14 protein-coding genes are annotated in these 12,199 nt (G+C 70.8%); 2 read left to right on the top strand and 12 right to left on the bottom strand.

The window, feature by feature from the left end:
• Positions 1–2: 2 nt before the first annotated feature.
• Genes ACFWV3_RS17045 through ACFWV3_RS17035 form a run of 3 tightly spaced genes read right to left on the bottom strand, consistent with a single transcriptional unit; the run spans position 3 to position 1,848 of the window.
• Positions 3–872 (bottom strand): hypothetical protein, encoded by an 870-nt coding sequence (locus ACFWV3_RS17045; RefSeq protein ID WP_382412205.1) that lies wholly within the window; start codon positions 870–872, stop codon positions 3–5.
• On the bottom strand, positions 869–1,447 hold the full coding sequence (locus ACFWV3_RS17040; protein WP_382412204.1) for a hypothetical protein: 579 nt from the start codon (positions 1,445–1,447) through the stop codon (positions 869–871). Before ACFWV3_RS17040 ends, ACFWV3_RS17045 begins: the two co-directional genes overlap by 4 nt.
• Before the next feature lie 2 nt (positions 1,448–1,449).
• On the bottom strand, positions 1,450–1,848 hold the full coding sequence (locus ACFWV3_RS17035) for a hypothetical protein (protein ID WP_382412203.1): 399 nt from the start codon (positions 1,846–1,848) through the stop codon (positions 1,450–1,452).
• A 149-nt stretch (positions 1,849–1,997) separates the two neighbouring features.
• Between ACFWV3_RS17035 and ACFWV3_RS17030 the strand changes: the two genes are divergently transcribed.
• A complete protein-coding gene (locus tag ACFWV3_RS17030; RefSeq protein WP_382412202.1) occupies positions 1,998–2,840 on the top strand; it encodes an aminoglycoside phosphotransferase family protein in 843 nt (280 codons plus the stop codon).
• Here ACFWV3_RS17030 and ACFWV3_RS17025 read toward each other — a convergent pair.
• From ACFWV3_RS17025 to cysD, 6 genes are read right to left on the bottom strand one after another with little or no spacing between them, the layout of a single operon-like run.
• A complete protein-coding gene (locus ACFWV3_RS17025) occupies positions 2,824–3,279 on the bottom strand; it encodes an SRPBCC domain-containing protein (protein WP_382412200.1) in 456 nt (151 codons plus the stop codon). The genes ACFWV3_RS17030 and ACFWV3_RS17025 overlap by 17 nt on opposite strands.
• Entirely contained in the window at positions 3,276–4,055 is a 780-nt protein-coding gene (locus tag ACFWV3_RS17020; RefSeq protein WP_382412199.1) for an SDR family oxidoreductase, read from the bottom strand. The genes ACFWV3_RS17025 and ACFWV3_RS17020 overlap by 4 nt, the downstream gene beginning before the upstream one ends.
• Positions 4,055–5,203: a sulfotransferase family protein gene (locus ACFWV3_RS17015; RefSeq protein WP_382412198.1), complete on the bottom strand. Its 1,149-nt coding sequence runs from the start codon at positions 5,201–5,203 to the stop codon at positions 4,055–4,057. Before ACFWV3_RS17015 ends, ACFWV3_RS17020 begins: the two co-directional genes overlap by 1 nt.
• Entirely contained in the window at positions 5,200–6,252 is a 1,053-nt protein-coding gene (locus ACFWV3_RS17010) for a DUF1214 domain-containing protein (RefSeq protein ID WP_382412197.1), read from the bottom strand. Before ACFWV3_RS17010 ends, ACFWV3_RS17015 begins: the two co-directional genes overlap by 4 nt.
• A 57-nt stretch (positions 6,253–6,309) precedes the next feature.
• Positions 6,310–8,085 (bottom strand): adenylyl-sulfate kinase, encoded by a 1,776-nt coding sequence (gene cysC, locus ACFWV3_RS17005; RefSeq protein WP_382412196.1) that lies wholly within the window; start codon positions 8,083–8,085, stop codon positions 6,310–6,312.
• Positions 8,085–9,023, bottom strand: coding sequence for a sulfate adenylyltransferase subunit CysD (gene cysD / locus ACFWV3_RS17000; RefSeq protein WP_382412345.1), 939 nt, complete (start codon positions 9,021–9,023; stop codon positions 8,085–8,087). Before cysD ends, cysC begins: the two co-directional genes overlap by 1 nt.
• A gap of 35 nt (positions 9,024–9,058) precedes the next feature.
• Between cysD and ACFWV3_RS16995 the strand changes: the two genes are divergently transcribed.
• Entirely contained in the window at positions 9,059–9,673 is a 615-nt protein-coding gene (locus ACFWV3_RS16995) for a TetR/AcrR family transcriptional regulator (protein ID WP_382412195.1), read from the top strand.
• Here the strand turns inward: ACFWV3_RS16995 and ACFWV3_RS16990 are convergent.
• From ACFWV3_RS16990 to ACFWV3_RS16980, 3 genes are all read right to left on the bottom strand, one after another.
• Positions 9,660–10,193: a cysteine dioxygenase gene (locus tag ACFWV3_RS16990; RefSeq protein ID WP_382412194.1), complete on the bottom strand. Its 534-nt coding sequence runs from the start codon at positions 10,191–10,193 to the stop codon at positions 9,660–9,662. The two genes, ACFWV3_RS16995 and ACFWV3_RS16990, sit on opposite strands and share 14 nt — an antisense overlap.
• Positions 10,194–10,215: 22 nt before the next feature.
• The gene (locus ACFWV3_RS16985) at positions 10,216–11,211 is read right to left on the bottom strand and encodes a YeiH family protein (RefSeq protein ID WP_382412193.1); all 996 of its coding nucleotides are present in this window, start codon (positions 11,209–11,211) and stop codon (positions 10,216–10,218) included.
• 69 nt (positions 11,212–11,280) lie between these two features.
• The gene (locus ACFWV3_RS16980) at positions 11,281–12,186 is read right to left on the bottom strand and encodes a LysR family transcriptional regulator (RefSeq protein ID WP_382412192.1); all 906 of its coding nucleotides are present in this window, start codon (positions 12,184–12,186) and stop codon (positions 11,281–11,283) included.
• Positions 12,187–12,199 lie beyond the last annotated feature (13 nt).

Genomic DNA, 12,199 nt, shown 5'->3' with positions numbered 1-12,199 from the left:
CGTCACCGCGCCCGGTCCGGCACCCTGGTGCCGATCTGCAGCACCCGCAGCAGCGTCGAGCGGCCGACGTTGAGCGCGAGCCCCCGCGCGCCCTGCCGCACGTCGTACCCGTCGGCGCGGGCGTTCTCGGCCATCGGCGGCGGCAGTTCGCTGCTCAGCGCGAACAGCTCGGGCCCCGGCTGCGGCAGGCCGCTCGGGTCGGAGGGGAACACGACCTCCCGCGCGTCGGTCGGCGAGAGGAACACGTTGAAGAACAACGCGGGCCCGTCGCTGGTCTCGATCGACGTCAGCCGCTTCACCCAGTCCTGCAGCGTCGCGCCCTGGTGCGGGCTGTCGGTGACCATGCCGTCGGTGATGTTGATGATGATGGGAGGGAACGAGTCCGGGTGCGCGCCGACCCAGTCGAACACGTGCGCCCCCGCCGCCTCCACTGCCTGGCACATCGGCGTGCGGTAGCCGTGCACCGGGTCCACCCAGACCGGCATCCGCACGGGGACGGGCATCGCGTCGATCGACGGCTCGTCGCGCACCGCGAACGGGTTGGCCGCGAGCTCGGGCAACGGCACCAGGCCGCGCCCGGTCAGCGCACCGCCGAACGCGCTCTCCACGCCCTCGCCACCGGGACCGGTGATCCGTGCGCCGTAGCTGAACACGCCGACGTCGAAGTAGTGCCGGACCGGGGCGTTGACCTCGATGGTCGCCTTGACGCACATGTCGAGCAGGATGTTGTTGACCGCGAGCGCCGCGCCCGCCGCGAGCGACCCGCCCGTGGCGCCCCAGTGCAGCTTCATGGAGTCCGACCGGTCGAGGAGGATGACGACGCATCCCGGTGTCGCTCGCGACACCCATTGCCGGTACGTGCCGATGGTCATCTGTGCTCCTCCTCGGCAGGGGTGGCTCTGGTCAGGTTGTGCCGCACCACGGTCGGCGGCCACGGGGTGCCCTGGCGCCACTCCCATTCGGTGCGGCAGTGGGGGTTGCGGCAGGTGAACGCGCAGACCTCGTCGTCGCGCCGCAGGTCGAGCTCGAACCCCGCGCACCGCGGGCACTGCGCGATCTGGGCCCGGTGGGCGTCGAAGTCGTGGAGCGGCACCGCTTTCCGCGCGGTCTGGACTGGCGGCGGTGCGACGGGCCGGCTGGTCTGGTTCCACCAGTCGTTCCTCGGCGCGGGAGCAGGCGCGGAAACGGGGGCGGGCGGGGGTGCGGGCAGCGCAGGCAGGGGCCGGGGTGCGGGTGCCGGGGCCGGGAACGCCTGCGGCTCGGGTGCGTCCGCGCCGTGCACCCCGACGAGCGCGAGCGCGATGCCGAGCAGGCCGCAGAACGCGACGACGACCAGCGTCCGGATCGTGCCGAGTCCGTCGAAGAACGAGATTCCGAGTGCGGCGCCGGTCACGCCCAGCACCACCGTCGCCCCCAGGACCACCTGCGCCATCACCCGTTCCGACACGGTCAGCCCCCCTTGACGACCTGGATCGAGACCTCGCGGCTCTTGGCGGGGATCGACCAGCAGGGCGTGCCCGTCCCGTGTCCCGTCCAGCCCGCGGGCAGCGTCACGCACAGCGTCACCGGGCCGATGGCCCTGGCGAGGGTGACCGCTCCCTGCGCGCCGACCGCCAGCTCCGCGTCCGCGCCGTCCCTGCGGACGCGCACCGCGCTGCCCGCCAGCTCCGCCGGGGAGACGTCGTCGAACCTGCCCTTCTCGTTCGCCTGCTTGGCGACGAGGCGGACGGTCACCTCCGCCGGCGCGTCGTCGGAGGTCATGAGCGCGCCGAGCACCAGCGCGGCGCCGAACGAGATCAGCAACGCGTACACCGGTGCCATGAACCGGCTGGTGATCCACTCAGGCATCACTGTTCACCGGGCGCCTCCGCACGGTCAGGTGAGCACTCACCTGTCAGTCGCGCGCCGGTCGGCATGTGTGTCGGAGGGAGCGCCCAATACCCACGAATGGTCCAACGGGCCTGGGTAACGTGGTGTCGGTGGAAGATCTTGGGGACATGACCGCGCGCCTGGCTCTGCGATTCGGGCCGGGGGTCGCGCGGTGGTGCGAGGGCGTGCCGGCGCGAGTGGCGGAGCTGGAGCGGCGGTGGGGGTTCGAGCTGCTTGAGGAGCTCGAACCCGGTGCTGTGTCGGTGGTGTTCCGGTGCCGGTGGGTGGACGGCACGCCCGCGGTGCTGAAGCTCAGCCCCGGCGAGAAGTTGCTCGGTGCACAGGCCGGGGCGCTGGGGTTGTTCGCGGCGTCGGGACGGGTGCCGGCGGTGTTCGCGGCGGACGGCGACGCGCTCGTGCTCGAGGAGGTGCTGCCGGGCACCCTCGCGGAGGACCTGCCGCTCGCCGGGCTGCCGGAGAGGTGGGCGGGGCTGCTCGCGGCGTTGCACGCGGTGCCGGAGCGGCCGGTCGGGGTGCTGCGCGGGCGGTGCGAGGAGTTCCTCGGCCGGATCGGGCGGCGGCTGGACGAGCCGGCGATCGGGGCGCGGGTGTCCCCGGCGGACTGGGCTCGGACCGTCGAACGGTGTGAGAAGTTGCTGGACTCGCAGGGCAGGACCGTGCTGCTGCACGGCGATCTGCACCTCGGCAACGTGCTCGACGGCGGTGCGCGCGGGCTGGTGGCCATCGATCCCAAGGCGTGCGTGGGTGATCCGTGCTTCGACGCCGCGGACCTCGTCGTGGCCGGACCTGGGATCGAGGACCGGTGCGAGGAGGTCGCGGCGGCGTGCGGGCTCGACGGCGACCGGTTGTTCGCGTGGAGCCAGGTGTTCGCGATGCTGCTCGCCATCGCGCACCTCGGCGGCGAGCCGGACGAGGCACTGGTGGAGGAGCTGCTCACCGTGACGAGATGAGCTCCGCCACCCGTCCCTTCAACGCGTGCGCGACCGAGTCGAAGCCGTTCTTGACGTAAGCGCCCTGCGCCGCGAACACCGCGTCCGCGTACTTGCCGGTGAACGTCTCGAACGTGCGGTAGCTGCACCGGCCGGAGTCGAGCGGCGTGATCAGCTGGTCGCGGGTGCCGAGCAGGCCGGGGAACGTGTCACCGGTGTCGTACCGCAGCAACCGGGGCGGCTCGACGACCCGGATGTACTCGCGGCTGACCCACGTCCCGTCGCTGCCGTCGGGCTTGGGCAGGGTGAGGTCGATCGGCGAGCCGACGGCCAGCGTCGTGTCGACGGCCCGGGTGTACGGGTTCCAGCGCGGGTAGTTCGGGTAGTCGAGCAGGACGCTCCAGACGAACTCGGCGGGCGCGTCGATCTCCACGGTCACGGACTCCACGAGGTGGCTCATGCCGGCATGTACTCCCCGCCGTTGACGTCCAGCACCGCGCCCGTGACCTCGGAGGCGAAGCGGGACAACAGGAACAGGACAGCGCCCGCGCACGCGTCGTCGGCCGGGATGCGGCCCAGCGGGTTGCGGGCGGCGATCTCGTCGTAGACGTCCTGTTCGGACAGACCGCGCGCGTCGGCGGTGAGCTTGAGGTAGAACCGGACGCCGGGTCCGTCCAGCCAGCCCATCACGGCCTGGTTGGCGCGGATGCCGTGCTCGCCGAGTTCCAGCGCCAGGAACTGGGTCGCGGTCGCCATCGCCGCCTTCGCCACCGCGTAGCCGGCCTCGCCGCGCATCGGCTTGCGGGTGGTCATCGTGCCGATGTTGACGATCGAACCGCGGCCGGCGGCCTTCATGTGCGGCACCACCGCGCGGGTCACGTTCAGCGCGCCGAACAGGATGATGTCCATCGACCGCCGGACCGCCTTCTCCGGCGTCTCCAGCAGGTCGAAGAAGCCGGGGTGCCCGAACGCCGAGTTCACCAGGCCGGTGATCGTGCCGAACCGGTCCACCGCCGTCTCGACGAGCTTCGCGACGTCCTCGGCCCGGCGGACGTCGCACTGCACGCCGACGGCCTCGCCGCCCGCGCCCAGCACGTCCTTCTCCACCTGCTTCATCACGTCGGCGGACCGGGCGGCCATGACCACCTTCGCGCCCTCGGCCGCCGCGCGCGCGGCGAGCTTCGACCCCATGCCGGGACCGACGCCCGTGATCACCACGACCTCGTCCTGGAGCATCACAGGTAGACCTCCGAGTAGAAGGCGAAGTCACGCCGCAGCTGGTCCTCGGCGAGGCCGAAGTCCTCGGGCGTGTAGGAGTGCGAGCCGTGCCGTTCGGTGCGGTTCCGGTCCAGGTAGGCCTCGAACGCCGCGTCGTCGGCGGGACCGGCGGGCAGGCCCAGCTGGTCGAGCACCTGGCGGGCCACCTCGACGGGTTTGCCCACGGTGTCGGCGAACCGCACGTCGACGAACCGGTCCGGGCGCGCCGCCCGTGCGGAGGTGAAGTCCTGCAACGTCTTCGCGAACCGGCGCGACCAGTACCGTCCTATCAGGACCGGATCGGCGTTGTCGCTGTACTGCGAGGTCATCGCCCGCACCATCGACGCGTACGACGGCACGGCGTTCACCGGTGAGCGGTGCGTCATCACGATCTTGCACGTCGGGAACTCGTCCAGGACGGTGTCCACGGCCGTCAGGTGGTGCGGCGACTTGAGCACCCAGGGCTGCGAGCGGCCGGGGTTCTGCCACTGCAACACCTGCAGCCACTCGCGCAGCTCGCGGTACGCGGGCCGTTGGTCGGCCGAGCGCAGCCAGTCGCCGTACGACGGCACCCAGTAGAACGAGTCGAAGCTCATCGACACGAACGTCCGGTCGAGCAGGAGCACGTCCTCCTCCGGCCCGTCCCACACGACCGTGTGCAGGTCGCCGAAGTCGGGGGAGAGCTGCGCGAACACCTGCATGCGTTCCCGGGCCCGGTGTTTGCGCTTCTCGGCCTCGGGACTCTCGCCGGGGAACGGCAGCGGGTACGCGACCTCCCACGACAGCGTGGACGTGACCTGGGGCGACGCCGACAGCAGGCGGTGCAGCAGCGTCGACCCGGTGCGCGGCAGGCCGCAGATCTCGGCGGCCACCCGCACGTCGACGTCGAGCACGGACGGGTCGACGCGCTGCAACTCCCGCAACCGCAACCGGTCCGAGAGCAACGCGGTCAGCCGGTGCTTGGTCAGCTCGAAGCCCAACGGGGACAGCGCGGCCTCGGTGTTGAGGCCGCGCACCAGCACGTCGAGCGGTTCGCGGAACCAGTCGTCGCCGAAGTCGGTGAGCCCGGTCTTCGCACGGGCCTTGTCCAGCAGCTCGGCGACGTCCAGTTTGGTGGTGACCGTCATCGGACCTCCTCCAGGGGCACCACGCGGCACTTCGGGACCGGGTGTTCGGAAGCGCCGAGCCAGCGCAGCAACGCCGTGCCGGACGAGTGCCCGCAGGTGTCGATCCAGTTGCCCACGCCGGGATCCTCCGCCGCCACGACGATCGTCAGCCGGCCGTCGGACGACAGCGTCGCGGTGTGCTTGTTGACGGTGACCCGGCGGCGGTGGTCGAGCGACTCCATCCACCAGTTGTCGAGCTGGAAGTTCCAGTACGGGCAGTCCGGCACGTCGGTCTCGACCACCCACGCCTCACCGGGTTCCAGCGCCCAGTAACCGTGCAGGTAGAAGATCTCCGGGTCGCCGCCGGCGCGCTGGAACATCTCCTGGCCGAAGTCGGGCAGCTCGTTGGGGCGCGCCATGAACGTGCGCGTCCAGTGCGCGAACGTGGCCGCGGTGCCGTGCACGGACAGCGACGCCCGTTGCAACGCCTTGGCCAGGAACTCGGGGGTCAGGCCGGCGGGCGTCGACGGGCCGCCGACCTGCTCGATGTGCCACTCGCCGGGCACTTCGGTGGTGCGGTCGAGGTACGTCTGGCGCACGACCAGCCCGGTCGAGTCGGGCGCCAGCGGCAGCCAGTTCCCCGGTTGCTCCTCGGCGCTCGCGATGATCTCCACCGTGCCGTCCGCCGCGACCGCGAGATCGGCGTCGGACAGCTCGCCGGTCGACGCCATCGTGCCGTCCTTGGCGTACCGGTTGGCCTTGGAACCGATGCTGAAGTACGCGATCGTGCCGCGTTTCCCGGTGATCCGGTACGTGCGGTCGCCGCGGATGTTCGCCGACAGGTAGACGTTGTCGGGGTTGTCCGCGCCGATCTTGACGAGGTCGAGCTCGTGGAAGCGCGGGAAGTCGGGATCGGCGTTGTCGAGGCAGGAGTACAGCATCTCGCGGGTCAGCCGGGCGAGGTACCGGTAGCCCTCCGCGCGGTCCAGCGGGGTGTCCGGCCCGGAGAGCACCACCTCACCGGCCTTCTCCAACGCCCGGCAGAACGTCGACCACGCCTCGTCCGGCACGGATGCCTCCCGAATCTAGAACGTGTTCTAGTGAACGTACACGATTCTGGACAACGTTCAACAGACGCCGAGCGTGCGAAGCCGAGCCACCACGACGTCGGCGGCCGCCCCGGGGTCCAGTGCCGTCGTGTCGAGCCTGACCTCGGGCTCCAGCGGTGGTTCGTACGGTGAGTCGATGCCGGTGAAGTTCGGCAGCTCACCGCGCCTGGCCTTGCGGTACAGACCCTTCGGGTCGCGCTGTTCGGCGACCTCCAGTGGGGTGTCGACGAAGACCTCGCAGAACTCGTTCTCGGCGACCAGGTCGCGCGCGAGCGCCCGTTCCGCGCGGAACGGCGAGATGAACGAGACCAGCACGATCAGCCCCGCGTCGACCATCAACGCCGCCACCTCGGCGATGCGCCGAATGTTCTCGACCCGGTCGGCGTCGGAGAACCCGAGGTCGGAGTTGAGGCCGTGCCGGACGTTGTCGCCGTCCAGCAGGAACGTGTGCCTGCCCTCGGCGTGCAGCGCCTTCTCGACCAGGTCGGCGATCGTGGACTTGCCCGCGCCCGACAGCCCGGTCAGCCACACCACGCACGGCCGGTGCCCGTTGCGTGCGGCCCGCGCCCGTTTGTCGACGGTGAGGGTCTGCCAGCGGACGTGCGCCGGGCGCAACGCGAAGTCGATCATTCCGGCGCCGACCGTGGCGTTGGAGAGCCGGTCCAGCACGACGAACGAGCCCAGGTCGCGGTTCGTCCGGTAGCTCTCGAACGGCACCGGCGCGTCGAAGTGCACGGTGTCGACGCCGATCTCGTTGAGCCGCAACGCCTTGGTGGCGGTGAACCCGACCGTGCGGGCGCCGATCTTGGCGAGGTACTGCCGGCCCGGCAGCAGGCCCGTCTCGTCGAGCCACACGAGGTGCGCCTGGAACGAGTCGGCGACACCCGGCGGGTCCGACGCGGCGGCCAGCACGTCGCCGCGGCTCACGTCCACGTCGTCGGCGAGCACGACGGTGACCGACGAACCCGTTGGTGCGGTGGAGAGATCGCCGTCCATCGTGACGATCCGCTCCACAGTTGACCTGCGACCGTTCGCGCGGACCTCGTCGCCGGCGCGCAGCGTGCCGCCCAGCACCCGTCCGGAGAAGCCGCGGAACGTCGAGTCCGGCCGGTTGACCCACTGCACCAGGAACCGCGACGGGCCGTCCGACCTCCTGCCGGTGTCGACCGTCTCCAGCCACTGCAACAACGTGGGTCCGTCGTACCACGGCGTCAGCTCGCTGCGGTCGACCACGTTCACGCCCTCGGTCGCGGACATCGGCACGCTGGTGATCTCGGCGAGGTCCAGTTCGGCGGCGAACTCCGCGAACGCCCTGCTGACCCGGTCGAAGACCTCGCGCGAGTAGCCGACGAGGTCGAGCTTGTTCACGGCCAGCACCACGTGCCGGATGCCCATCAGCGACACGATCCGGGCGTGCCTGCGAGTCTGGTCGAGCACGCCCTTGCGCGCGTCGAGCAGGATGACCGCCGCCTCGGCGGTGGACGCGCCCGTGGCCATGTTGCGCGTGTACTGCTCGTGGCCCGGTGTGTCCGCGACGATGAAGCGCCGCGCCTCGGTGGCGAAGAACCGGTAGGCGACGTCGATGGTGATGCCCTGCTCGCGTTCGGCGGCGAGCCCGTCCACCAGCAGCGCGAAGTCCAGCTCGCCGCCGCGGGTGCCGACCCGCCGCGAGTCGGCCTCCAACGCCGCCAGGTGGTCCGCGTACAGCAGTTTCGACTCGTACAGCAGGCGGCCGATCAGCGTGCTCTTGCCGTCGTCGACGCTGCCGCAGGTGATGAACCGCAGGAGCTCCATCAGAAGTAGCCCTCCCGCTTCTTGCGCTCCATGGACCCGCTCTGGTCGTGGTCGATCAGCCGGCCCTGGCGTTCGGACGTGGTCGCGGTCCGCATCTCTTCGACGATCTCCGCCACGGTCCGCGCCTCGCTGCGCACCGCGCCGGTCAGCGGGTAGCAGCCGAGCGTCCGGAACCGGACCAGCTCGGTGCGCGGGTCCTCGGACAACGGCATGCGGTCGTCGTCGACCATGATCAGCATGCCGTCGCGGTCGACGACCGGGCGTGGCGCGGCGAAGTACAGCGGCACCACGGGAATCCGCTCGCGTTCGACGTAGCGCCAGACGTCGAGCTCGGTCCAGTTCGACAGCGGGAACACCCGGATGCTCTCGCCGGGCGCCACCCGCGTGTTGTAGAGCCGCCACAGCTCCGGCCGCTGGTTCTTGGGGTCCCACCGGTGCTGCGCGGTGCGGAAGGAGAAGACCCTCTCCTTGGCGCGTGAGGCTTCCTCGTCCCGCCGGGCGCCGCCGAACGCCACGTCGAAGCGGTGCTCGTCGAGGGCTTGGCGCAGTCCCTGGGTCTTCCACAGGTCGGTGTGCCGCGCGGAGCCGTGGTCGAACGGGTTGATGCCCGCCGCCACGCAGTCCGGGTTCCGGTGCACGATCAGCTCCAGGCCGAGCTCCCGCGCGGTGGCGTCCCGGAACGCGATCATCTCGCGGAACTTCCACGTGGTGTCGACGTGCAGCAACGGGAACGGCGGCTTCGACGGGTAGAACGCCTTGCGCGCCACATGGAGCAGGACCGAGCTGTCCTTGCCGATCGAGTACAGCAGCACCGGCCGCTCGCTCTCCGCCACGGCCTCGCGAAAGACGTCGATGCTGTCCGCTTCCAGGGTGTCTAGGTGGTTCACGCGCTCACCTCCGCTCCCACCACGGTAGGGGTAAACCGAACAACGTTCAATATGGTTCTGAACGTTGTTCAAAGTAAGCTGGTGAGGTGAGCACCGAGCAGACGGCGTGGGGCGACGCGGAGGGCAGGCGGCGGGACATCCTGTCGTCGGCCGAGCTGATCCTGGAGGAGCAGGGCTACGCGGGCCTGACCATGCGCGCGATCGCGGTGGGCGCGGGCGTCAGCTCCGGCACCGTGTACCAGTACTTCTCCGGCAAGGAGGACGTGTTCGCGGCGCTGATGGAACGGCGTCACGACGAGCTGCAACGCGCGCTCGCGTCGGTCGACCGGGGTCTCGGCGTCGTCGGGGTGCTCAAGGAGGTCCAGCCGCTGGTCACCGACTTCTGGCGGCGGTTCGGGCGGTCGGCGGCGCAGTGGGAGGCCAAGGTGCTCTCCGGCGGCCGCCGGGGCAAGGAGGTCGCCGGGTCCGCGCAGGACTACCGCAAGACGCTCCGCGCGCTCGCGACGGCGTTGCGCGAGACCGCCGAGCAGTCGGGGCAGGAGCTGGTCGACGACCCGGCGCTGCCGCACTGGGTGTGGGACACGCTGATCGGCCTCGCCGACGACCTGCTGCTGCAGGGCGCGCGGATCAACAAGGTCAAGCCGGCCCAGCTCGTCGACTTCGCCTGCCGCGCGGTCGAACGGGGGATCACCAAGCCCTGACGGGCTGGGTGTAGCGCCGCCGGATGCTGGTGCCCAGCACGCCGATGTCCGCGCCGTAGACGTGGATCGAGATCGCCACCGAGCTGGAGTTGTTGCACACCTTGTGGATGTCCCCCGGAGGCACGAGGTGGGACGCCACGCCTTCCGGGGTCTTGTTGACGCGCAACGGGATCAGCCGGCCGCCGCGCAGCGCGTAGGTGGTCTCTTCTTCCTCGCCGACGTACGTGCCGACGACGCACCACGACACGTGGTCGTGGATGCAGGTTTCCTGGCCGGGCAACCAGACCAGCCCGACGACGGAGAAGCTGCCGTCGGGTTCGACGTGCAGGACGTGCTGGCGGTAGGCGTTCGGATCCGGCTCCCGTTGCGCCGCGCTCAGCAGGAACGGGTCGGTCAGGTGGCCGGCGAGCGTCCGCGACACCCGTGCGGCGACGGCCTCGTCGTCACCGCCGCGCGCGATCGCGGCCCGGAGCGAGCCCACCAGAAGCGTGGCCGTGGGGGAGAGCAGGCTGTGCGTCATGAGCGGGGTCCTCCTTCGAGGGTCAGCTGATCAGCACCGTTCCCGTCAGCACCAGGACGACGATCAGCACCGTGGAGAGCAGGCCCAGCAGCAACACCGCCGGGCCGGAACGCAGCAGGGACCGCAGGCGCACCGCCGTGCCGAGGGCGAACATGCCCGCCGCCAGCAGCACGTTGTCCACGAACGTCGCCGTCGTCAGCACGACGTCGGGCAGCAGACCGGTCGCACGCACCGCCGCCATCGCGAGGAATCCGAGGACGAACAACGGCACGAGAGGCGGACGTTGGCCCGTGGACGGGTACTTGAGCCGTTCGGCGAAGCTCACCGCGGCGAGCATCGGCGCGAGCAGCACCACTCGCGTCAGCTTCACCGCCACGGCGATGGCCAGCGCGCCGGTGACCGGTCCGGCAGCGGCCACGACCTGGGCGACCTCGTGCACGCTCCCGCCCGCCCACACGCCGTACTGCGTGGACGTGAGGCTGGTGAGCGGGTAGAGCGCGGGCAGGCTGAACATCGCGATCGTGCCGAAGAGCGTGACCAGCCCGAGCGCCTTGGCCACGTCCTCCTCGTCCTGCTCGCGCACGCTGTTCATCGCGGCGACCGCGGACGCGCCGCAGATCGAGAACCCGGTGGCGATCAGCAACGACAGGCCCTCGCTCACCCCGAGCACCCGGCCGAGCCACCGCGTCACGACGAACGTCACCACCACGGCCACGACCGCGAGCGCCAGGATCTCGTAGCCGAGCTTGAGGACGTCCTGGACGACCAGCTTCAGCCCGAGCAGCACCACACCGAGCCGCAGCAGCCGGCGTCCGGCCAGCTTGATGCCGGGAGTCGTCGACGGCGGCAGCGTCACGACGTTGGCGACCACCGCGCCGAGCAGTACCGCGACGGTCAGCGCGCTGACCGAGGGCAGCAGGAACGAGACGACGACCGCGATCGCGACACCGCCGGCGACCAGGGCGAGTCCGGGCACCACCGAGTCGGACGTGCGCGGAGTGGCCCTGGTGATCCCCATGACCATCACGGTGGGGGCGGCGGCCTATTCGCAGTAGATGGACATTGCTTGGGGCCGTATAAGGCGGGCTTATGCCTTGGCGGCCGACGCGGAGATGAGCGCGTCCACGGTGGCCCGCATGATCGGCAGCTTGATCAGGTCCGGCCACGTGTAGAGGGCCGTCAGCCGTTCCGCCGACGACTCCACGTCGACCGCCGTCAGGCCGGGGTGCTGCAGGAACGACAGCAGCAGCCGCGGCACGAGCGCCACGCCCAGCCCGGCGGTGACGAGGCTCTGGATCGCCAGGTTGTCGTCCGTGGAGCAGGTGATGTCGGGGACGAACCCGGCCGCCGAGCACGCCAGGTGCACCGCGCGCTGGCACCGGACACAACCGGCGATCCAGCGTTCCTCGGCGGCGTCCGCGAGTGAGACTCGACCACGACCGGCGAGCCGGTGGCCCACCGGAACGAGCAACGCCAGCGGTTCACGCAGCAACGGCACCCGCAGCATCCCGTTGACGGCGGTCTCGTCCTGCGGTTCGTCCTGGTAGCTGAAGCTGATCACCAGGTCGACCTCGCCGCTCCTGAGCAGGGAGAACGAGTCTGGCGGCTCCTGCTCGACCAGTTCCAGGCGGAGGCTGGGGCGTTCCTGGGCGAGGATCGCGGCCGCCGCGGGCACGAGCGCGACGTTGGCGCTGGGGAACGCGCAGATCCGGATGGTGCCGATGTCGTGCGTGGCGATCGCGCTGACCTGCTGGTGCGTCGACGCCAGCCGGTCGAGCAGGTCCGACCCGCGTTCCGCGAGGATCCGCCCGGCCTCGGTGAGGTGCAGGCCACGGCCCGTGCGCACGAACAACGGCCCGCCCACCTGCCGTTCCAACGCGCGCATCTGCTGGCTCACGGCCGGCTGGCTGCAGTGCAACGCCCGCGCGGCCGCGCTGAAGGAGCCGGTCCTCGCGACGGTCGCGAAGACCTCGAGCTGGCGCGTGTCGAACATGTCTGCACTGTAA

The sequence above is a fragment of the Lentzea sp. NPDC059081 genome, assembly GCF_042738015.1.
Lineage (GTDB): Bacteria > Actinomycetota > Actinomycetes > Mycobacteriales > Pseudonocardiaceae > Lentzea.
Note: the sequence above shows the minus strand (reverse complement) of the source record. Positions and strands in the feature narration are given on the sequence as shown.